19 protein-coding genes are annotated in these 20,556 nt (G+C 58.8%); 9 read left to right on the forward strand and 10 right to left on the reverse strand.

Features of this window, described 5'->3' with window-relative positions:
• Window positions 1–1,994 (forward strand): hypothetical protein (locus NDJ10_RS14745; RefSeq protein WP_296163667.1); only part of this gene is annotated, 1,994 nt, incomplete at its 5' end.
• Between the two features lie 137 nt (window positions 1,995–2,131).
• Here NDJ10_RS14745 and NDJ10_RS14750 read toward each other — a convergent pair.
• Genes NDJ10_RS14750 through NDJ10_RS14765 form a run of 4 tightly spaced genes read right to left on the reverse strand, consistent with a single transcriptional unit; the run spans window position 2,132 to window position 6,953 of the window.
• A complete protein-coding gene (locus NDJ10_RS14750) occupies window positions 2,132–3,130 on the reverse strand; it encodes a transglycosylase SLT domain-containing protein (RefSeq protein WP_296163669.1) in 999 nt (332 codons plus the stop codon).
• Window positions 3,120–4,268, reverse strand: coding sequence for an ATP-binding protein (locus NDJ10_RS14755; protein ID WP_296163671.1), 1,149 nt, complete (start codon window positions 4,266–4,268; stop codon window positions 3,120–3,122). Before NDJ10_RS14755 ends, NDJ10_RS14750 begins: the two co-directional genes overlap by 11 nt.
• A gap of 36 nt (window positions 4,269–4,304) precedes the next feature.
• Window positions 4,305–6,218, reverse strand: a complete 1,914-nt coding sequence (locus NDJ10_RS14760) for an EAL domain-containing protein (protein WP_296163673.1) — start codon at window positions 6,216–6,218, stop codon at window positions 4,305–4,307.
• A 36-nt stretch (window positions 6,219–6,254) separates the two neighbouring features.
• On the reverse strand, window positions 6,255–6,953 hold the full coding sequence (locus NDJ10_RS14765; protein ID WP_296163675.1) for a transglutaminase-like cysteine peptidase: 699 nt from the start codon (window positions 6,951–6,953) through the stop codon (window positions 6,255–6,257).
• A gap of 126 nt (window positions 6,954–7,079) precedes the next feature.
• Between NDJ10_RS14765 and NDJ10_RS14770 the strand changes: the two genes are divergently transcribed.
• The gene (locus NDJ10_RS14770; protein ID WP_296163677.1) at window positions 7,080–8,894 is read left to right on the forward strand and encodes a TolC family outer membrane protein; all 1,815 of its coding nucleotides are present in this window, start codon (window positions 7,080–7,082) and stop codon (window positions 8,892–8,894) included.
• 1 nt (window position 8,895) lies between these two features.
• Here the strand turns inward: NDJ10_RS14770 and NDJ10_RS14775 are convergent, their stop codons facing one another.
• The 6 genes from NDJ10_RS14775 to hemB form a co-directional block, all read right to left on the reverse strand.
• A complete protein-coding gene (locus NDJ10_RS14775; protein WP_296163680.1) occupies window positions 8,896–9,417 on the reverse strand; it encodes a TPM domain-containing protein in 522 nt (173 codons plus the stop codon).
• A complete protein-coding gene (locus tag NDJ10_RS14780) occupies window positions 9,417–10,337 on the reverse strand; it encodes a TPM domain-containing protein (RefSeq protein WP_296163683.1) in 921 nt (306 codons plus the stop codon). Before NDJ10_RS14780 ends, NDJ10_RS14775 begins: the two co-directional genes overlap by 1 nt.
• Window positions 10,334–10,921 (reverse strand): LemA family protein, encoded by a 588-nt coding sequence (locus NDJ10_RS14785; protein WP_296163684.1) that lies wholly within the window; start codon window positions 10,919–10,921, stop codon window positions 10,334–10,336. Before NDJ10_RS14785 ends, NDJ10_RS14780 begins: the two co-directional genes overlap by 4 nt.
• 87 nt (window positions 10,922–11,008) lie before the next feature.
• Window positions 11,009–11,629 carry a MarC family protein gene (locus NDJ10_RS14790; RefSeq protein ID WP_296163686.1) on the reverse strand — a complete coding sequence of 207 codons (621 nt, stop codon included), beginning with the start codon at window positions 11,627–11,629 and terminating at the stop codon, window positions 11,009–11,011.
• Window positions 11,630–11,654: 25 nt separating this feature from the next.
• A complete protein-coding gene (locus tag NDJ10_RS14795; RefSeq protein WP_296163689.1) occupies window positions 11,655–12,818 on the reverse strand; it encodes a magnesium transporter CorA family protein in 1,164 nt (387 codons plus the stop codon).
• A 17-nt stretch (window positions 12,819–12,835) separates the two neighbouring features.
• On the reverse strand, window positions 12,836–13,849 hold the full coding sequence (gene hemB / locus NDJ10_RS14800) for a porphobilinogen synthase (RefSeq protein WP_296163691.1): 1,014 nt from the start codon (window positions 13,847–13,849) through the stop codon (window positions 12,836–12,838).
• Window positions 13,850–14,151: 302 nt separating this feature from the next.
• Between hemB and NDJ10_RS14805 the strand changes: the two genes are divergently transcribed.
• From NDJ10_RS14805 to NDJ10_RS14835, 7 genes are all read left to right on the forward strand, one after another.
• Window positions 14,152–15,246: a VanZ family protein gene (locus tag NDJ10_RS14805; protein ID WP_296163707.1), complete on the forward strand. Its 1,095-nt coding sequence runs from the start codon at window positions 14,152–14,154 to the stop codon at window positions 15,244–15,246.
• 10 nt (window positions 15,247–15,256) lie between these two features.
• Window positions 15,257–15,643 carry a (2Fe-2S) ferredoxin domain-containing protein gene (locus NDJ10_RS14810; RefSeq protein WP_296163693.1) on the forward strand — a complete coding sequence of 129 codons (387 nt, stop codon included), beginning with the start codon at window positions 15,257–15,259 and terminating at the stop codon, window positions 15,641–15,643.
• Between the two features lie 72 nt (window positions 15,644–15,715).
• On the forward strand, window positions 15,716–16,900 hold the full coding sequence (locus NDJ10_RS14815; RefSeq protein WP_296163695.1) for a D-alanyl-D-alanine carboxypeptidase family protein: 1,185 nt from the start codon (window positions 15,716–15,718) through the stop codon (window positions 16,898–16,900).
• A gap of 123 nt (window positions 16,901–17,023) precedes the next feature.
• On the forward strand, window positions 17,024–17,401 hold the full coding sequence (gene rpsL / locus NDJ10_RS14820) for a 30S ribosomal protein S12 (RefSeq protein ID WP_223907615.1): 378 nt from the start codon (window positions 17,024–17,026) through the stop codon (window positions 17,399–17,401).
• Window positions 17,402–17,555: 154 nt separating this feature from the next.
• Window positions 17,556–18,029 carry a 30S ribosomal protein S7 gene (gene rpsG / locus NDJ10_RS14825; RefSeq protein WP_296163702.1) on the forward strand — a complete coding sequence of 158 codons (474 nt, stop codon included), beginning with the start codon at window positions 17,556–17,558 and terminating at the stop codon, window positions 18,027–18,029.
• Between the two features lie 164 nt (window positions 18,030–18,193).
• The gene (gene fusA / locus NDJ10_RS14830; RefSeq protein WP_296163705.1) at window positions 18,194–20,296 is read left to right on the forward strand and encodes an elongation factor G; all 2,103 of its coding nucleotides are present in this window, start codon (window positions 18,194–18,196) and stop codon (window positions 20,294–20,296) included.
• A gap of 168 nt (window positions 20,297–20,464) precedes the next feature.
• Window positions 20,465–20,556, forward strand: a 92-nt coding sequence (locus NDJ10_RS14835; protein ID WP_018149672.1) for a GTP-binding protein, incomplete at its 3' end; no start/stop codon positions are given.

A 20,556-nucleotide genomic window follows, 5' to 3' on the forward strand; every position in this document is an offset into this window, starting at 1 on the left:
CGGACGAACTCGACGCACTGTCGACGACCAACAAAGTGATCCAGACCGGCGAAGGCACACTGACGCTGACCAACTACAACAGCGGCACGGGTGTGGTGAGCTACACCTACACGCTCAATGCCACGATCGACAACGACAGCAAAGTACCGGCAACGGGCGATGCGGTGTCGCTCACCGACTTCACCGACAACGTGAGCCTGGTGGTCAACGGACTGGGCGGCACCACGGCCAGCGACACCCTGTCGATCCGGGTAGTTGATGACACGCCCGTTGCTGTCAACGAGCCCACGGTGACGCTGACGGAAAGCCATATCGGCGATACGGACTGGCTGGCCTCCAGCGTTCATCTGGTTTCGGGATCGGACGGGTCGGGCAGCTTGGCTTATACGCCGATCACGACCATCAATGGACTGTCTGTCGGCGATACGCTCAAGATCAACTGGTCCGGGGATAGTGGCACCATCAATTGGAAACTGGTTGACCTCTCGAATCCCTCCAATGTCTTGATGGGGTCGAGTACCGATAAAACGATGGACGTCGTACTCAGTTCGCTGCCGGCTAACGGAAACTATGCGCTGTACGTGGATTACGATGGGGCCAATGCAACCAAGAGCATCGATGTCGAGGACGTGCACGTCCTGCACACTGTCACCACGGCCGACAGCGGTAACGTGATCGTGGACGACCCGGGAGCCGACACCGTGGGCGCGGATGGCGCGGCGGTCTACTCGATCACCTACGTCAACACCAGCGGCGCGACCGTGACTGAAGCCTTGGGTGGCGATGGTGTGGCGGACGTGGTCACGAAGTACGGCACGCTGCATATCGAGGCGGACGGCGACTACACCTATACCGTGAAGCAGGATGCGGTGCCGCTCTCGGATGCCGATGGGCAGGTGGAGGACAACTTAAGCTACACGCTGATGGATGGCGACGGCGATACCGCGTCGGCCAACATGAACTATGTTATCAACGACATCAAGGCACCCAGCGTGCTGGATGTCACCATGATCACCAATACCAACAACCAGATCCAGCCAGTCATTCTGACCTTTGTGGACCAGGCCAATCCGGAGTTTGCCTATGCCCGCCTGTTTGCTTTGGGAGCGCAGGGTCAGCAAGGCACGTTCACGCCGGACACCGGCTTCAACATCGGCAACACCCACAGTTATGTGGTCGGTCTAGAGGCCGCCTCCACGACGACCAAGGTCAATTTGACGGACTTCACCATTGAAGGCGTGCCGATCTTTGGACAGGCCACGGGTGGTGGTGGTGGTGTCACAAGTCTGATCCTGGACGATGACTCCAGCATCAGTTCGGACCAGACCGCGCTGGTGGCAGTCGTCACTCCGAACGACCCTCCGGCCACGCAAGCGCTGACGGATTCGATGGATGGCGATGGTACGGGTACCGCCATGACCGACACCACGCCTACCGTTGTCAACTACCTGTACGGAGCCGGTGGGGACGACGTCCTGAATGGCAATTCGGGAACAGACATCCTCAACGGTGGCACCGGAATCGACTCGGTGGACGGTGCCGGCGGCAATGACATGTTGGTCTACGATCTTGCGGATTTCAAGCTGGATGGCGGCACCGGCGACGATGTCTTGCGTATTGACGACGGTGCGCTGGCCCTGTTCAACACCGTGGGGTTGAACCAGGCTACAGTGGACCTGACCGGCAACACGGCGATCAAGAATGTCGAGGTGTTGCTGCTCACCGACGATGCACAAGGTGCGGCGGACAAGGGCACAACGCTGGTGTTGCGCGCTGAGGATGTGTTGCACTTCACCGACTCGGACCATGTGCTGACTATCGTTGGCAATAACAGTGACAAGCTAGATCTCAGTGATGATACGACCGCCACCTGGGCGCAGACGGGAACAAGCGGCGATGGCAACTTTGCAATCTGGACTGCGACATTTGCGGATACGTCGACGGTGACCCTGAAGGTCGAAACCGAGGTCAGTGTTTTGTTGAATAATCCCTAAGCTGTCGCCGACACGAACCCAACTGGTTTGGGATGTTGCAAAGGGCACCTTCGGGTGCTTTTTGTATTAAGGACAGTGGTTTTGCCGGTTACGGCTTCTCTTGGGTATGCCCGGGTGGAAATGCCCACTGTTGAGTGTTACCGCCCACCGGCTACCAACCACGGCGACGCCCCCGTCAGGTTTTCGTCAAACGCATGGCGCGTGCTGCCATACAGGCCCAGCACGCGTTTGACGTAGGCCCGCGTTTCAGGGAACGGCGGCACGCCTTTGTAGCGGTCGACCCGGCCTTCGCCGGCGTTGTAGGCGGCAGCCGCATAGGTGATGTTGCCGCGGTAGTACGACAGCAGCCAGCGCAGGTAGCGCATGCCGCCGCGCAGGTTTTGTGTGGCGTCATAGGCGTTGCGCACGTTGAAGCGTTCGGCTGTGTCGGGAATGAGCTGCATCAGGCCCATGGCCGCTTTGGGTGACTGGGCGCCGGTGTCGAAGTTGGACTCCACCGCAATCACCGACAGCACCAGCTTGGGGTCGAGCGCATACCAGGCGCTCATGGTGGTGGTCAGCGGAATGAGCCAGCGCTTGTGGCTGGGCAGGGTGAGCAGGTATTTCTCGATCGACAGGCCGTTGCCGGGGTGCAGGTCGGGCGGCAGGCCATGCCAGAACGGGGGCGGCGCAGGTGCTTTTTCGGGCAACTGGTCTTGGTTGACGCAGGCCGGTAGCGTTGCCGACTTCATTTCAAGGGTGTCGAGCATCTGATGCGCCTGGGCGTGGCCCAGTGCGGCGGCCACCGAGAACAGGCTGGCGGCAAAAGCCGGGTTGGCGGGCACGCCCTGGCCGAAGGCATAGAGCATGCCCAGCCGGTACTGGCCTTCGGCGCTGCCCCAGCGTGAAGCCTGGCAGTACAGCACGGCGGCCTGCCAGAGCTTGTGGGTGGTGTTGGCGCTGTCCGGCTCTGACTCCAGTGCGCTGGCTTCTTGCAATGCCTTGCGCACGGCGGGCGGTGCGTCTTCAATGACAGCAGCCGACGGCGGCGCGTAGGTGATGGCCTGCGCCAGCGCCGGACCCGTGGGCGCGCTGATCAGGCACAGCAGGAAGGCCAGCCGCCTGGCAGGTCGTTGGTGTATCGTGTTAAAGCGCATACCACGGAATAAGCTGGTAGTGGGTTCGGGTTTGTTCCTCATTACCACCATACACCAGGATGGATTGTCCAGCTTGCGTTCCGGCTAATTCACGCCATTGATCCAGGCCACGGCTTGCATCTTTGCCCGGGGTGGCGCCCGATTTGATTTCTATGGCTTCCAGGTGCCCCCCTTGCTCAACCAGCAGATCGACTTCGTGGCCTGAGCGGTCGCGCCAGAAGCTCAGATTGGATGGGCGTGCTGTATTGAGCCGCTTTTTGAGGTAATCCGCCACTACCCAAGTCTCAAACAAGGCACCACGCAAGGGGTGGCTGGCTATTTGTGCTGCAGACTCGATGCCGAGCAGCCAGGCAGCGAGGCCGGTGTCATGAAAATAGAGTTTTGGTGTTTTGACCAGGCGTTTATTAAAGTTCTGATAGTGCGGCGGCAAGCGGTGAATGATGTAGCTGGCCTCCAGGACCGATATCCACTCGCGCGCCGTGTTGTGGCTCAGACCCGCATCGTCTCCGAGTGCACTGAGGTTAAGGAGTTGTCCGGTGCGCCCGGCGCACAGGCGTAAAAAGCGCTGGAACTGGCTGAGATCGCGCACATTGATGAGTTGACGTACGTCGCGCTCAATATAGGTTTGAACGTAGTTGGCGTACCAAATGCCAGGCTCAAGATGGCGGTCGTAAATGGGTGGATAACTGCCTTTGAATAGTGCCTCGTCAAGCGATGGCGCCAGCATGTTGGCCTGGCGCAATTCGCTGGCAGAAAATGGCAGCAGATTGAGCAAGGCCACCCGTCCGGCCAGGCTCTGTGTGATGCCAGACATTAAGCCAAATTGTTGCGAGCCCGTAAGAATGAAATGTGCGGGACGCTGTTGCTGGTCCACGACGCCTTGCAGCCAGGCAAAGAGTTCAGGACAGCGCTGTGCTTCGTCAATGATTGCTCCGTCTGGATATCTGTTCAGGAAACCTTGGGGGTCGTTTTGCACGAACTCCCTTTGCGCTGGATTTTCCAGTGAAACGTAAGGGTAGGTAGAAAATACCGCGCGGGCCAGCGTTGTTTTGCCTGACTGGCGCGGCCCGGTCAACGCGAGAACGGGATAGCCCTTGGCGAGCTCGCGCAGTGTGGTTTCAGCTGTTCGCGGGATCATTTGGCTGATTGTAAGTACAACTGACAATCAGCCGTTTCACTTGACCCCCGGCCCCGTCACGCCGTCAAAGCCAAGCTCGGCCAGTAGCGGCAGATCGGAGGGGTTCTCGACGCCCTGCGCCACCACGGTGATGCCAAAGGCGTGTGCCATTTTGCACAGGCCTTTGAGGAATTCCTGGTTGCCTTCGTTGTCGGCAATGCCGTGAATGTAAGTGGGGTGTACCTTGATGTAGTCCAGCCCCAGGTCGGCCAACTTGTCGCTTTCGGTAAATTGCTGACCAAAATATTCCACGCCGACACGGCAACCGAGTTGCTTGAGGTTGCGCGTCAGGTCGCGGAAGGCCTCGAACTGGCGGAATACGCCGTACTCGGGCACTTCAAACAGCAGCCGTTTGCAGACATCCGGGTAGGTCTTGAGCAGTTGCGTGAGTTCGTTGCGGAAGCTGAAGTTGCCAATGGTTTCGGCCGACAGGTTGACGGCAACGTCGCCCGCCGTGGTACGCAGATGGTCTATGGCCAGCTTGACCACGTTCAGGTCGATCGGGGCGGTCAGGTTGAGCTGGGCCGCCATGGGCATGAAGTCGCCCGCCGTCAACAGGGTGCCCTGGGTGTCCACTTTCAGGCGGATCACGCCTTCCTGGTGCATCGGGTTGCTGCCGTCACCCGACATGACCGGGTAGAAGCTCAGCGCCAGGCGGCCGCCCGCGACGGCTTCGGTCAGCAGCGTGCGCCATTGTTCGGCCGGCACAGCGGGCTTGGTTGAGCCGCCTTTGTCGGCATGCCAGGTGTTGGCGCCCTTGCTGGCCGCCTGGGCCAGCATTTCGTCGGCGCGGGCCAGCAGCTGGCCGATATCCTGGTCATGCTGGTAGCGCACGGCGCTGAGGTGGAACATGTCTGGCACCTTGTCCTGCCACTTGGGCAGCACGTTTTGCATGAGCCGCGTGTGGATGTACTGGGCGGCCTCGGTGGCGCTGGCAAAGGTGGGGCAGACGATGGCAAATTCTGCGCCTTTGACGCGACCGGCGCGCTGGCCCACGCGGCCGTCGCCAGTGTTGTAAAGCTCGGTGCCCACGTCTTTGAGCAAGGCGTCGGCCTGTTGGTGACCGAGGCGGGTATTGAGCTCGTTGAGGTCGAGCAGACGCACCATCACCAGGTTGCCGGCAGAGCCAAATTGATCGCCCTGCACCGCCTCGCGCAGGTGCGCCAGAAAGTATTCGCGGCTCGACAGGCCGGTGACCGGGTCGCGGTTGACCTTTTTGCGCAGCGCCTCAAGCCGCGCCGCTTCTTCGCTGAACATGGCCTTGAGCCGGCCCACCATGTCGTTCATGGCGCGCGCCACGCTTTTGAGTTCGGGCGTGCGGGGCTCGGTAATGGTGAGGAACCGGCGCTCGGCAATGGCTTGCGCCTGTCCGACCACCTCGCCCAGCGGTCGGGTGATGATGCGCATGGCCAGGGTGCCAACCACGCCAGTGAGGGCGGCGCCCAGCACGAACCAGAGCAGCAGTTCAACGGTGCCGTCCCACAGACTTTTGTAAGCATAGACGTCCTGGCTGGCCAGTGTGAGCGTGCCGTACTGGATCCAGCCGTCCTGGATCAGCGCCTGCCCGGGCGTGGTGTGGATCGGGAACAGCTTGATGAACCAGTCGGGCGCCCAGTGCTCGTTGCTGGTGGCGATGCGCTCGACCAGGATCTTGCCGTTGGGTGAAACGATGCGGATAAAGCGGTAATGGCCAGCATCGAACTGCGCCGCAACCTGCAGTTCGACCGTGACCTCGTCTTTGGGCAGTTGCGTCAGCGACAAGGCCAGCGCCGTGGCGTTGTCGATGTTTTTGACCTGCAGTTGCTGCTCCAGGTAATGCCGTGCAGAGAGCACACTGACGATCATGCTGCCACCAAAAGCGATGGTCATGACCAGGATGATGGCAATCCAGAGTTGTTTGATGAGTGACATGGTGGACTCGCTGGTTTTTTCTTGAATGGGTCGGTTTCAGTTGATGCCGTCCTGGTGCATGCGTTCCAACACGTCGCGCCAGCGCGACAGTCGGGCGGTGGGGTCGGCCGAGGAGGCAGTGGCGCCGCCCACCCACAGGCCGTCGCTGTTGAAGCTGAAAACAGGTACCAGGTCAGAGCGCATGGAGGCCGGACGCACGCTGGTGATCAGGTTGTCCAGAATCAGTGGTTCTGCTGTGGGCTGCGGGTAATAACCCAGCACCATGTGTGCAACTGATGCTGTTGAGCCGATCTTGGCCCGCACATACACCATGCGAAGTTTGTCGTTGCCAACACCCAGAATTTGCAGGGTGGTGTACTTGGCAATGGAAAAGTCTTCGCAATCACCACTGCCGCGACCCATGAATTCCAGCGGGGACGCCCAGTAGTCAGCTTGTTGCCAGACCACGATATCGTCCTGAAACAGAATGCGCCGGTTAAAAAATGTGTTCACCTTGTTGAGCTTGTCCAGGTCGGGCAGGTCGCGCGACTCTTCAATCAGGCGGCGCCAGGCGGCCACGGTTTCCACGGCGCGGGCACCGTAGCGCTCTTGCGCCAGGGCTTGGGTCTTGTCGTGGTCCGGGGCGGCAAACGAACTGATGAGTGCCAGCGACAAGCTCAACAGAAACAGCCACACGCTTTGCTGCAGACCGCGCATACGCAGCGATCTGAGGCAGCGTGTGACTACGATGATCATGTGTTGTGAGCTTTGAGAATTATCAAGATTTAGGACATAATAATTCGTAAACTGAATCTCACACGGTTTACTGGTTGTTACAACTTTTCCGGGGGTCTTATGAATTCTAAAGATAAAAGGGTTTCTTTGGTTACATTGGCTGTGCTGATGTATTTGGGAGCGGCTCAAGCCCAGAACCTGCCTGCGCCGATGGTGCAGGCAGCACGCAAGGCGGTTGCCACCAACCCGGAGGTGCAGGCTCGCTGGAATGGTTTCAACGCCGCCGGCCATGAGCGTGATGTCGCGCGTGGCGGATTTTTCCCGCGACTCGACCTGACCGCCAGCACCGGACGTGAAGACAAGGACTCCCCCTCGGCGCCAGGCGGCAGTTATGGACGCTACAACTTCAATGCCGCGCAGCTCACTTTGAACCAGATGCTGTTTGATGGCATGTTCACCGCCAATGAGGCCAAACGCCTGGGGTATGCCAAGCTGACGCGTTACTACGAGCTGCTTGAGGTGTCCGAGTCGGCTGCCCTGGAGGCCATTCGTGCTTATTCTGATGTGGTGCGCTACCGTGAACTGGTGGAGGCAGCCACGCAAAATTATGTCGAACACAAACAAACCACACAGTTGGTCGAAGAGCGTGCCAACGCAGGTGTGGGGCGCCGGGTAGACGTTGAGCAGGCCAACGGCCGTTTGGCGCTGGCCGAGTCCAACCTGCTGATCGAGTTGACCAACCTGCACGATGTGAGCGCACGCTATCTGCGTGTGGTGGGAGAAAAGCCAGAAGCCAACCTGCCAACCTTTCCTGAGCCGTTCAAGCTGGGAACCATGCCCGCTACAACCACCGACCTGATACGCGATGGTTTGCAAGGCAGCCCCACCCTGAATGCTGCCGTAGAAAACGTGCGTGCCTACAAAACAGCGATTGAATCCGCCAAAGCCGCCTATTACCCACGGGTCGACCTGCGCGCTTATGCCAGCAATGACAAAAACACCGGCGGCATCCTTGGCGACACGCGGGTCAATGGGATTGAGCTGGTGCTGAACTACAACCTGTTCCGTGGCGGTGCCGACAAGGCCCGTGAGCGTCAGGCCGTCGACCAGAGGGAACAAGCGCGCGACCTGCAGGAAAAAGCTTGCCGCGATGTGCGCCAAACCTTGTCGATCGCCTACAGCGACGTGCGCAGTCTGGACGAACAATTGCGCTACATGGATGCGCACCGCCTGGCCACAGAGAAGTCACGCGAGGCGTACCGCCAGCAGTTCGACATTGGCCAGCGCACCTTGCTCGACTTGCTGGATAGCCAGAACGAGTACTTTGAAGCCACCCGCGCTTACATCAACGCGCGCTACAACCAGGCCACAGCGCAGGCCCGCACACTGGCCGGCATGGGGCAGTTGGTATCAACACTGGGTGTGCCGCGGCAAGACCTGCCAAGCGCACAGGATGCGGGTCAGGACCGTGCCGGCATTGATCCAGCCGAGCTGTGCCCACTGGACGAAACCATGGTGGACACGCTGGAAAAAATAAAGAAAGACGTTGTGGTGCCGACGCGTGCACGTGCCGTCATACCGGCAGCTGCCGCTCCTGCTGCGACCAAAGTGAATCTGGCCGCAGATGCGCTGTTTGACTTCAACAAGTCGGTGCTGAAGGTGGGCGGGGCTGCCAAGCTCGATGAGCTGGTGACCAAGATCAAGGGCGTGGCGCTTGACGTGGTGATTGCAACCGGGCATACCGATAGCGTGGGCAGTGATGCCTACAACCAGCGTTTGTCGGTGGCACGCGCTGAATCCGTGAAAGCTTATTTGGTGAGCAAAGGCGTTGATGTCAAGCGTGTGCAGGCGGTGGGCAAGGGTGAATCCGAGCCGATCGCCGATAACGCCACCGCTGAGGGGCGTGCCAAAAACCGTCGGGTGGAGGTGTCGGTGCAGTCGATGGCCGCACCTGGCAAGTAAGTCAGTTCAATACCGGTGTGTCTGGCAACTCGTTGGGGTTGCTTTGTCCGGCCCGCAGCGCAAAGTGCTGTTGCAATAGTGCGGTGACTTGCTGCACCGCCTGTGTCAGACCGGCTTCGTAATCCCCTGCTTTGAACGCAGTGCTCATGCCAGACACCAGGCGGGGCCAGGTGTCTGCGGCAACCCGCTCATTCAAACCCCGGTCGGCCACAATCTCGATGCGGTGCTCGGCCAGCAACAGATAAATGAGTACGCCATTGTTGTGCGCGGTGTCCCATACCCGCAGTTTGCCGAACAGGGCCAGCGCCCGCTCGCGGGTGATGTGCGCCATGCTGTCGGGCTGCCACAGGTAGCTCAGCGGCAGGCCGGTTTCAACATAAATGCGAATTTCACCCGTGTGAATGGTTTCGCTACGGGCCACCTGCGCGGCCAGCTTGTCAAGCAAGGCGGGCGGTATGGCGCGCTGGGTGGCGTTGTCGCTTTGCCAGCGGTGTTTGAAAATCCGGCTTGAACGTGTCCACATCACCAGTCTCCCGAGGCGCCACCGCCACCAAAATCACCACCACCGCCAGAGCCAAAACCGCCACCACCAAAGCCACCTCCACCAAAACCGCCGCCATGGCCCCAGCCTGTATTGCGGCCACCACGGTGCAAGCCGCTGTTGCGCAGGCCGGGGGTGTTCGGCACCAAGGTAAAGATCATGGCGGCCACAGCGGCCAGTCCGGCAATCAGCAGGCTGGCAGTGAGCAGTAGGGCGATGCCTCCGGCCACCCCGCCCGTGGCCATGGCACCGAGCCGATTCCCCAGTATGCGTCGGGTAACTGCACCGATCACTGGCACGGCGACAAACAAAAAGATGCCCAGTTCCATCCAATCAAAGCCGCCAGCGTTTTGGGTTGATCTCTGGGGTGGTTCGGGCAAGGCCTCGCCGCTGATCAGTCCCATGATGCGCGTGAGACCGGCATCAATGCCGCCAGCATAGTCGCCTTGTTTGAAGCGTGGCGTGATGGCTTCGTCAATGATGCGTTTGGCGGCCAGGTCGGGGATTGCGCCTTCGAGCGTTTTGGCCACCTCAATGCGCAGTCTGCGGTCTTGCACCGCGACAATCAGCAGCAGACCGTCACCAATGGCTTTGCGGCCAATTTTCCAGGTATTGGCGACACGGTTGGCATAGGCAGCTATGTCTTCGGGCTGGGTGCTGGGCACCAGCAAGACCACCACTTGCGAGCCGCGCGCTTGTTCAAAGGCGCTTAACCGGGCTTCCAGCGCGTCACGCTGGGCAGCGGCCAGGGTGCCAGAGGTATCCACCACATGGCCGGTCAGGGCGGGCACGTCTTGCTGTGCCCGGGCTGCGCCCAAGCCAATCAGGCACAACAGCAAAAGCGATCCAAGCCACCGGGTCAGCGGTAGCCTGTGCCGCATCAGCCGCAGCAAAGCCTTCATTTTTTGTTGAAATCAACCACTGGTGGGGTTGAAATGGCGGCTTCGTTTTGCACCGTAAAGCTGGGTTTGGGTGCGTAGCTGAATACCATGGCCGTCAGGTTGCTGGGGAAGCTGCGCGCCAGCACGTTGTATTCCTGCACCGCCTGGATGTAGCGGTTGCGTGCCACCGTGACGCGGTTCTCGGTGCCTTCCAGTTGCACGCGCAGGTCGCTGAAGCCCTGGTTGGCCTTGAGGTTGGGGTATTGTTCAGCCACGACCATCAGGCGGCTCAGTGCCGAGCCCAGTTCACCCTGTGCCGCCTGGAATTTGTTGAAGGCTGCAGGATCGTTGAGGGTTTCGGGCGTGACCTGAATTGACGTGGCCCGGGCCCGGGCTTCGATCACCTTGGTCAGCGTTTCCTGCTCAAAAGCGGCCTCGCCCTTGACGGTGGCCACAATGTTGGGCACCAGGTCGGCACGGCGCTGGTATTGGTTCAGCACCTCGCTCCAGGCCGATTTGGTTTGCTCGTCCAGGCGTTGGAAGTCGTTGTAGCCGCAGCCCGTCAGGGTCAGGGCGGTCATCAAGATCAAGAACCAGCGTTTCATCAATACCTCCTCAAAAAATAAAATTCGACCCAGGCGCCCGGCCTGAATATGCAGTCATGAACTTCAGCCCAAATGGGGGGCGACCCGCTATTTTGCAAGTATCGGAAACAGCTTGATCAGCCCGTCGGCCATCACTTCCACCGAAAGCGCTGCCAGAATCAGTCCCATGAGCCGGGTCATGACGTTGATGCCGGTTTTGCCCAGTCCCTTGGCGATCGGGTTGGCCAGTGAAAAACAAAGGGCTGTGGCCAGTGCAATGACCACACCATAACCCACCAGGGTGCCGAGTTGCCAGAAGGTCTTGGCCTTGTCGGCATAAATCACCACCGTGGACATGGTGGCCGGGCCGGTCAGCAGTGGAATGGTCAGCGGCACCACGGCAATGCTGGCACGGGCAGCGGCGTCATGCATTTCTTCTGCGTTGGATTTCGCCTCGGCCGGCTGGGCGTTGAGCATGGCCAGCGCAGAGGTGAGCAGCAACATGCCGCCACCGACCTGAAAGCTGGCCAACGAGATGCTAAAAAACTCCAGGATGTAAAGCCCCATCAGGGCGCAGGTGGCAATCACCACAAAACTGCTGAAGGAGGCTATCAAGATGGTGCGCCGCCGCTGCTCACGCGTGAAGTCCTGGGTGTAGTGAATGAAAAAAGGCACGATTGCCAGTGGATTCACCAAGGCCAGCAGGGTAACGAGGGGTTTGAGGTCCATGGTGGTGTGCCTTGAAAATAGAGGGTCAGCGCGACGACCGTTCCAGGTAGCGTTTGCGCCAGAAAAACAGCACCAGGGCAGCGGCGGTCAGTCCCATGGCCACCATGGCCCACCAGAAACCGTTGCTCATGTGCAGCAGCGGGATGAACTCGAAATTCATGCCAAAAATACCGGCGATCAGGTTGAGTGGCAGAAAAATGGCGGTCAGCACGGTCAGCGTGCGCATGATTTCGTTGGTGCGGTGGCTTTGCGCGTTGAAGTGCATTTGCACGGTGGTTTCGGCGTTTTGTTCGAGCCGTTGCACGTGGTGCAACACGCGCTCGATGTGTTCCAGCACGTCCCGGCTGCGCACGTGCAACAGGTCGCGTTGGTGCTTGTTGAGCAGTTCGTCGTGCTCTGGCCAGCTCTTCAGGGCCTCGATCCAGTCCTGGATGGCGGCGCGCTGGTCTTCGCAGATTTCGTCCAGGTGGTGCAGGGACAAGCGGGCGCTGAGCAGGGCGTTCCAATTGTTGAAACGGGTCTTGGGATTGAGCAGTTCGGCCTGCCAGTGGTCAAGCTGTTGGCTCAGCTCGCGGCGCAGCGCCAGATAAGCGTCCACCATCTGGTTGACGATGCGCAGCATCAGGTCGGCCGGGTTGGCGGGAACGCCGCGTGCGCCGGTAGAGCGGCTGTCGGGCGCACCCGGTGCTGCATTGGTGGCCATATCTGTGCCGTTGGTCGCCAGCAGGCGTCCGGCGTAGGCGTCGCGCAGGTGGTGGTCGGCGGGGTGGACCGTGAGCAGGACGCGGTCAAACACCACAAAACCGACTGCGCTGGTGTCGATGCGTCGCAAGATGGGGGGGCCGCCACGTTTGGGCAAGTGCTTCAGTGGGTGGCTGGCGGGGGTGTCTGATGGGGCGTTGGCGCTTGCCAGGCCGCGAAAGACCAGCAGGTCGTATTGCGAAGTGAAATCAAAACGCGAAGGCAGTTGGGCATTCAGCAGGTCCGACACATGCAGGTCGAGCAATTGCAGTTTGCACAGGGTTTGCAGCGCCGTTTGAAGCGGCATTTGCCAATGTTCAAGCTCGGCGCGGGTGCACGATAGCCACAGGTAGTCGGCCGCTGGCAGGTGCAAACCAGCCAAGTCCTCAGGCAACTCGCCAGATACGATTTCAGTCGCACGGCTGGCGCTGATCGAGAAGATGCGCATGGCTGGATGGCTTGTGTTTATTGGCGCAACAACCTGGCCGCATCCCGGGCGAAATAGGTCAGTACACCATCGGCTCCGGCGCGCTTGAAGGCCAGCAGGCTTTCCATCATGACCGCGTCGTGGTCGAGCCAGCCGTTTTGGGCTGCGGCCTTGAGCATGGCATATTCACCAGAGACCTGGTAGGCAAAGGTTGGCACTTTGAACGTGTCCTTGACGCGGCGCACCACGTCAAGATAGGGCATGCCGGGCTTGACCATGACCATGTCCGCACCCTCGGCAATGTCCATGGCCACTTCGCGCAGCGCTTCGTCGCTGTTGCCGGGGTCCATTTGATAGACCTTTTTGTTGCTTTTGCCGAGGTTGGCGGCAGAACCCACGGCATCGCGAAACGGGCCGTAAAAGGCGCTGGCGTATTTGGCGCTGTAGGCCATGATGCGGGTGTGGATGAAATGGTTGGCTTCCAGTGCGTGGCGGATGGCGCCAATGCGGCCGTCCATCATGTCGCTGGGTGCAACCATGTCAACGCCGGCAGCGGCTTGCGTGAGGGCTTGTTTGACCAGCACCTCGACGGTTTCATCGTTCATGATGTAGCCGTCCTCAATCGGGTCGGGGCTGGGCAGTCCGTCCTGGCCGTGGCTGGTAAACGGGTCCAATGCCACGTCAGTCATCACACCCAGTGTGGGGAATTCTTTTTTGAGTGCGCGTACCACGCGCGGTACCAGGCCCTCGGGATTGAAAGCCTCGCGGCCGTCCGCAGTTTTGAGGTGCTGCTCGATCACGGGAAACAGCGCCATGACCGGGATGCCCAGTTTGACGCAGTCTTCGGCCACCGGCAGCAGCAGGTCCAGGCTCAGGCGTTCCACGCCGGGCATGGAAGACACTGCCTGGCGCTGTTGCTGACCATCAACCACAAAAACGGGGTAGATCAGATCATGCGCGGTCAGGGCGTTTTCACGCACCAGGTTGCGGGTAAAGCTGTCGCGGCGCAAGCGGCGTGGCCGACCTTGGGGGAAAGAGGCGAAGTGGGTCATGGTTGTGAATCAGTTTTGAAATGTTTTCTCATCGTAGCGACATTTTTTTTGACATTGGCTTGAAAAGGCGGATATTTTTTGTTAAATTACGTGCCGGGCAGTTTACTGCTCCCCGCTTTTCCTCCCTGAGCGGGGCCTTGATGTGTGACAGCAAATAGGCTTACCACCCCAGCCCTTGTGCTGGGGTTTTTTTTTAAAGTTCAGATCGACCTTCATGCTCTGGATCAAGCCTCTCCCTATTTTTGTCGCCAGTTGGTGTGCCGGCCTGGTTGTGCTGGCCCCATCCTGAGTTTGTGATGTCGATGCACAAGACTTCGGCATGGCCACTGGCACTGGTTTATGCGGGCCTGATTGTTTACGCGAGTCTTTTTCCTTTTGCGGGTTGGCGTGACCAGGGTGTGGCCCCCTGGTTTTTCCTGACCGCACCGCTGCCCAGGTACTGGACCGTTTTTGACGTGGTGGCCAATCTTGTCGGGTACATGCCGCTCGGATTTTTCCTGGTGTTGAGCGCGTTACGTACCGGGCGTTCGCGATTTGCCTTGCGTCTGGCGGTGTTGGTGGCCTTGATGCTGTCACTGTTGATGGAGTCGCTCCAGGTCTACTTGCCCAAACGGGTGCCTTCCAATCTTGATTTGATGCTGAATATGGCGGGTGGTGCACTCGGCGCAATGAGTGCCTGGAGCCTGGAGCGACTGGGTGTGTTGCAGCGCTGGAGCCGTTTCAGGGCATATTGGTTTGTGATGGATGCGCGGGGTGGACTGGTGTTGTTGGCCTTGTGGCCTTTGGCCCTGTTGTTTCCCACCTCGATTCCCCTCGGGCTGGGTCAGGTGTTTGAGCGGCTGCAAGGCAAGATGGCTGCCGTGCTGGCAGATACGCCTTTCCTGCAATGGTTGCCGATGCGTGAGGCGACCTTACAGCCGCTGCTGCCTGCCATGGAGTGGTTGTGTGTGGTGCTGGGTTTGCTGATCCCGTGCCTGCTGGGCTTTTGCATTATTCGCAAGGTCGGGCAACGCGCCTGGTTTGTGCTCTGGGTGTGTTTTTTTGCCATCTGGGCCTCGGCACTCAGTGCTGCCTTGAGCGTCGGTCCCGAGCATGCCTGGGTCTGGCTTAGTGCACCGGTCAAGGCCGCGTTGATGAGTGCCGTGGTGCTTGCGCTGGTGTTGCTGCGGGTGCCGCGGCGGGCCAGTGCCGCGCTGGCGCTATTGGCTCTGGGGGTGCATCTGAGTTTGTTGAATCAGACGTCGCTAAGCCCCTATTTTGAGCAAACCTTGTTTCTGTGGGAGCAGGGGCGGTTCATTCGTTTTCATGGCCTGGCGCAGTGGCTGGGCTGGCTTTGGCCTTTTGCAACTCTGGTTTATCTGCTGAGTTTGCTCTGGGACAAAGAGTCAAAAAACTAAAATCCGGCACATGATCTATTCGACCCCACCCCATTCCGGAACTCAAACTGGCAACGCGTCAACGCCTTCAGCCAGTTATTACCAGCGGCACATCTTTTTTTGTTTGAATGAGCGCAGCAATGGCGAGGCGTGTTGTGCCCAACATGATGCGGTCGCCGCATTCGATCGCTGCAAGGCGCAAGTCAAGGCCGCTGGCCTGGCCGGGCCGGGACAAGTGCGCGTCAACAAGGCCGGTTGTCTGGACCGTTGCGCAGCCGGTCCGGTGGCTGTGGTCTATCCGGAGGCTGTTTGGTACAGCTATGTGGATGCCAGCGACATTGACGAGATCGTCGAGTCTCATCTTAAAAATGGCCAGGTGGTGCAGCGGCTGCTGACGCCAGAGCATCTTGGGCGCTAGCCTGATGCTGGCGGCGATTTAATTTAAAACACTTTTTGATTTGCCTCTCGGCTGACGAGGGGCGGCACGTTCATGAAAAAAATACTTTTATCCCTGATGGCTGCGGTTTGTCTGTCTGCCGCTGCGCAAAACCCGCCCGCGCCTGAAATTGCGGCACGTTCTTATTTGTTGATGGATGTCACGGCTGACCAGATCCTGGCGCAACAAGACATTGATTCGCCCGTGGAGCCGGCCTCGCTGACCAAGCTGATGACGGCCTATCTGGTATTCGACGCCCTGCGCAGCAAAAAGTTTGACCTGAAGCAAACCCTGCCGGTGAGCGAACGTGCCTGGAAAATGTCGGGCTCACGCATGTTCATTGATCCCAAGATGAAGGTGCCGGTGGAAGATTTGATCAAGGGCATGATTGTGCAAAGTGGCAATGATGCCACCGTGGCACTGGCCGAAGGCGTTGGTGGCACCGTCGAGCGTTTTGTGCAACTGATGAACGAGCAGGCCAAGGCATTGGGCATGAAGGCCACGGGCTATAAGAACCCCGAGGGCCTGACCGAGCCGGGCCATACCACCACCGCACGTGACCTGAGTATTCTGGCCACCCGGTTGATGCGGGATTTTCCCGAATATGTGGGGTATTACGCCATCAAAAAGTACCGCTACGAAGGCACGCCCGCAGCCAATGACAGCAATCGTAATTTGTTGCTTTTTCGCGATCCGACCGTCGATGGCCTGAAAACAGGGCATACCAATGCGGCGGGCTACTGCCTGATTGCAACGGCGCGACGCGATGTGCCAGGTCTGGGCCAGGTCGGCGCACCTGCGGGCTCGCCCAGTGCGCTGGGTAGCCGACGCTTGTTGTCGATTGTGCTAGGTGCCGCCAGCGAAGACGCGCGCGCCAATGAGTCGCAGAAATTGTTGAACTGGGGCTACACCGCATTTGAAGCGGTCAAGCTGTTTGATGCCAACCAGGCCGTGGCGACACCTGCGGTCTGGAAGGGGAAGGCAGCCACGGTGGCGTTGGGCCAGACCCGAGCCATTGTGGTGGTGGTGCCGGCCGGCACGGGCACCAAGCTGACGACCCAGGTGGCCAGGCCGGAGCCGCTGGTCGCACCTTTTACCAAAGGGCAGCAGGTAGGGACGCTCATGATCAGCAGCGCCGACCAGGTTGTCGCCAAGGTGCCCTTGGTGGCCTTGCAGGGTGTGGAGCAGGCTGGCGTGATCGGGCGTGCCTGGGACGCTTTGCGGCTGTGGATCAAATGAAAATTGCACACAGAACCCTGACCTGATATAGTAATGGGCTTTTCGGAGTTTCCGAAGGGATTCACGTTTTTGTTTATTTCATGTTTTCAAACGTTTAGGGACGTTTAGTTTTTAGGAGGCTCAATGCCAACCATCAATCAGTTAATCCGTCAGGGGCGTGCGGTTGAGACCGTCAAGTCCAAGAGCCCGGCGATGGAAAATTCTCCCCAACGTCGTGGTGTTTGCACCCGCGTTTACACCACCACGCCAAAGAAGCCCAACTCGGCTTTGCGTAAAGTTGCCAAGGTGCGCCTGACCAACGGCTTCGAGGTGATTTCTTACATCGGCGGTGAAGGCCACAACCTGCAGGAACACAGCGTGGTGCTGGTTCGCGGCGGTCGTGTCAAGGACTTGCCCGGTGTGCGTTACCACATCGTGCGCGGTTCGCTCGACTTGCAAGGCGTGAAAGACCGCAAGCAGTCGCGTTCCAAATACGGTGCCAAGCGTCCCAAGGCCAAGTAAGCCGCTGGTTCGTTCAATTAAAAGGTGTTTGTTTGCTGCGTGGCGCAGGAGATGAACGTAGTGACCCACTGTTCGGGTCGAGTAAGTGAGAGTCTTATTTGTTAACTCTCGCGGTGTTTGAAAAAACGCCAACTGAAGCAATAGAGGTGAAAAAATGCCACGTCGTCGCGAAGTCCCTAAACGTGAAATTCTGCCGGATCCTAAATTCGGCAATGTCGAGCTGTCCAAATTCATGAACGTGATCATGGAAGGCGGCAAAAAAGCGATCGCCGAGCGCATCATTTATGGTGCCCTCGAGCAAATCGAAAAGAAGAACCCAGGCAAAGACCCGGTTGAAGCCTTCACCATGGCCATCAACAACGTCAAGCCGCTGGTTGAAGTGAAATCCCGCCGCGTCGGTGGTGCCAACTACCAGGTGCCCGTTGAAGTGCGTCCTGTCCGTCGTCTGGCCCTGTCCATGCGCTGGATCAAGGAAGCCGCCCGCAAGCGTGGCGAAAAATCCATGGCGCTGCGTTTGGCCAATGAGCTGATGGAGGCCACCGAAGGCCGTGGCGGCGCCATGAAAAAGCGTGACGAAGTTCACCGCATGGCAGAGGCGAACAAGGCCTTCTCCCACTTCCGCTTCTAACTGGCGGCTACTGCGCGGCTTTCATACGTCGTTGCAGCCCTTTGTCGTGCCAAATGCACTGTCTACAGGGCTACGCCTAGTCTGAAAACCGCTCGCTACGCCGCGAAGATCAAAAGTCTTTGTGGCGTAGTCGTTTAAAAATTTAGATCAACCAAGGATCCATCATGGCTCGCCATACCCCCATTGAGCGCTACCGCAATATCGGTATCTCTGCTCACATCGACGCCGGTAAAACCACCACGACCGAGCGCGTCCTTTTTTACACTGGTGTGAACCACAAGATTGGTGAAGTGCATGACGGCGCTGCCACCATGGACTGGATGGAGCAAGAGCAAGAGCGTGGCATCACGATCACGTCGGCTGCCACCACCTGCTTCTGGAAGGGTATGGACAAGTCCTTGCCCGAGCACCGCATCAACATCATTGATACCCCCGGTCACGTCGACTTCACGATTGAAGTTGAGCGTTCCATGCGTGTGCTTGACGGCGCCTGCATGGTGTACTGCGCCGTGGGTGGTGTGCAGCCCCAGTCTGAAACCGTCTGGCGTCAGGCCAACAAGTACAAGGTGCCACGTCTGGCCTTTGTCAACAAGATGGACCGTACCGGTGCCAACTTCTTCAAGGTCGTGGACCAGATGAAGTTGCGCCTGAAGGCTTCTCCCGTGCCCATGGTGATCCCGATCGGCGCTGAAGAACATTTCACCGGCGTGGTTGATCTGATCAAAATGAAGGCCATCATCTGGGACGAAGCATCGCAAGGTATGTTGTTTGACTACCGCGAAATTCCCGCTGAGCTGGTCGAAGTTGCCAAGGAATGGCGCGAGAAGATGGTTGAGGCGGCTGCCGAAGCCAACGAAGAGCTCATGAACAAGTACCTCGAAGAAGGTGACTTGACTGAAGAAGAAATCAAGTTCGGTATTCGCACGCGTACCATCGCCAGCGAAATCCAGCCGATGTACTGCGGTTCCGCCTTCAAGAACAAGGGTGTGCAGCGTATGCTGGACGCCGTGATTGAATTCATGCCATCGCCGGTGGACATTCCGCCAGTCAAAGGCATGGACGAAGACGAAGCGCCGGTCGTGCGCCAAGCCAGCGACTCAGAAAAATTCTCCGCGCTCGCATTCAAGTTGATGACTGACCCGTTTGTTGGCCAGTTGACTTTTGTGCGTGTGTACTCGGGTGTCCTGACCAAGGGTGACACGGTCTACAACCCGATTCGCGGCAAGAAAGAGCGTATCGGCCGTATCGTTCAGATGCACGCCAACAAGCGTGAAGAGGTGAGCGAGATTGTTGCGGGCGACATTGCTGCCTGTATCGGCTTGAAAGACGTGACCACCGGCGAAACCCTGTGCGATCCAAACGCCATCATCATGCTGGAACGCATGGTGTTCCCTGAGCCCGTGATTACCCAGGCGGTCGAGCCCAAGACCAAGGTTGACCAGGAAAAAATGGGTATTGCCCTGCAGCGTCTGGCGCAGGAAGATCCCTCATTCCGCGTCAAGACCGACGAAGAGTCTGGTCAGACCCTGATCGCTGGTATGGGCGAGCTTCACCTCGAAATTATTGTTGACCGCATGAAGCGCGAATTTGGCGTTGAAGCCAACGTTGGCAAGCCTCAGGTGGCCTACCGCGAAACCATCCGCAAGACCATTGAAGATGCCGAAGGCAAGTTCGTGCGTCAGTCCGGTGGTAAGGGTCAATACGGCCACGTGGTGCTCAAGATTGAGCCCAATGAGCCAGGCAAGGGCATTGAGTTTGTTGACGCCATCAAGGGCGGCGTGGTGCCACGCGAGTACATCCCTGCGGTGGAAAAAGGTATTCACGAAGCCGTGACGCAAGGTGTGCTGGCTGGCTACCCTGTGGTCGACGTCAAGGTGACCTTGCACTTCGGTTCGTACCACGACGTGGACTCGAACGAATTGGCATTCAAGATGGCCGCTATTTTTGGTTTCAAGGAAGGCTGCCGCAAGGCCGGCCCGGTAATTCTTGAGCCGATGATGGCCGTTGAAGTGGAAACGCCTGAAGACTACGCCGGCAACGTGATGGGCGATTTGTCCTCACGCCGCGGTATGGTGCAGGGCATGGAAGACATGGTCGGTGGCGGCAAGGCCATCAAGGCCGAAGTGCCGCTGTCTGAAATGTTCGGCTACTCGACCACGCTGCGCTCGATGTCGCAGGGCCGTGCCACTTACACGATGGAATTCAAGCATTACACGGAAGCTCCGCGCAATGTCTCAGAAGCCATCATGGCAGCGAGAGCTAAATAATTAGTTTGGGGTCAGACCACTCGCGCAGCGATGTGCTCTGACCCCGACTGATTAAATGATCAAGAACTGTCTGCGATTTCGCACCCCAGGCTGCCCGTGGCCAGGGACCCAGTGACGAACTGCAAACATTAAACCAACACACGGGCATTGCTCTTTTAAGGACTCAAAATGGCAAAAGAAAAATTCACACGAACCAAGCCCCACGTCAACGTGGGCACCATCGGTCACGTTGACCATGGCAAAACCACGCTGACGGCGGC

The sequence above is a fragment of the Rhodoferax sp. genome (genome assembly GCF_023700745.1).
Classification (GTDB): domain Bacteria; phylum Pseudomonadota; class Gammaproteobacteria; order Burkholderiales; family Burkholderiaceae_C; genus Rhodoferax.

Coding starts and splice junctions, on each gene's coding strand:
- NDJ10_RS14750 (WP_296163669.1), bottom strand. CDS start 3,130: ATGCGCTTTAACACGATACACCAACGACCTGCCAGGCGGCTGGCCTTC.
- NDJ10_RS14755 (WP_296163671.1), bottom strand. CDS start 4,268: ATGATCCCGCGAACAGCTGAAACCACACTGCGCGAGCTCGCCAAGGGC.
- NDJ10_RS14760 (WP_296163673.1), bottom strand. CDS start 6,218: ATGTCACTCATCAAACAACTCTGGATTGCCATCATCCTGGTCATGACC.
- NDJ10_RS14765 (WP_296163675.1), bottom strand. CDS start 6,953: ATGATCATCGTAGTCACACGCTGCCTCAGATCGCTGCGTATGCGCGGT.
- NDJ10_RS14775 (WP_296163680.1), bottom strand. CDS start 9,417: ATGTGGACACGTTCAAGCCGGATTTTCAAACACCGCTGGCAAAGCGAC.
- NDJ10_RS14780 (WP_296163683.1), bottom strand. CDS start 10,337: ATGAAGGCTTTGCTGCGGCTGATGCGGCACAGGCTACCGCTGACCCGG.
- NDJ10_RS14785 (WP_296163684.1), bottom strand. CDS start 10,921: ATGAAACGCTGGTTCTTGATCTTGATGACCGCCCTGACCCTGACGGGC.
- NDJ10_RS14790 (WP_296163686.1), bottom strand. CDS start 11,629: ATGGACCTCAAACCCCTCGTTACCCTGCTGGCCTTGGTGAATCCACTG.
- NDJ10_RS14795 (WP_296163689.1), bottom strand. CDS start 12,818: ATGCGCATCTTCTCGATCAGCGCCAGCCGTGCGACTGAAATCGTATCT.
- hemB (WP_296163691.1), bottom strand. CDS start 13,849: ATGACCCACTTCGCCTCTTTCCCCCAAGGTCGGCCACGCCGCTTGCGC.
- NDJ10_RS14805 (WP_296163707.1), top strand. CDS start 14,152: ATGCACAAGACTTCGGCATGGCCACTGGCACTGGTTTATGCGGGCCTG.
- NDJ10_RS14810 (WP_296163693.1), top strand. CDS start 15,257: ATGATCTATTCGACCCCACCCCATTCCGGAACTCAAACTGGCAACGCG.
- NDJ10_RS14815 (WP_296163695.1), top strand. CDS start 15,716: ATGAAAAAAATACTTTTATCCCTGATGGCTGCGGTTTGTCTGTCTGCC.
- rpsL (WP_223907615.1), top strand. CDS start 17,024: ATGCCAACCATCAATCAGTTAATCCGTCAGGGGCGTGCGGTTGAGACC.
- rpsG (WP_296163702.1), top strand. CDS start 17,556: ATGCCACGTCGTCGCGAAGTCCCTAAACGTGAAATTCTGCCGGATCCT.
- fusA (WP_296163705.1), top strand. CDS start 18,194: ATGGCTCGCCATACCCCCATTGAGCGCTACCGCAATATCGGTATCTCT.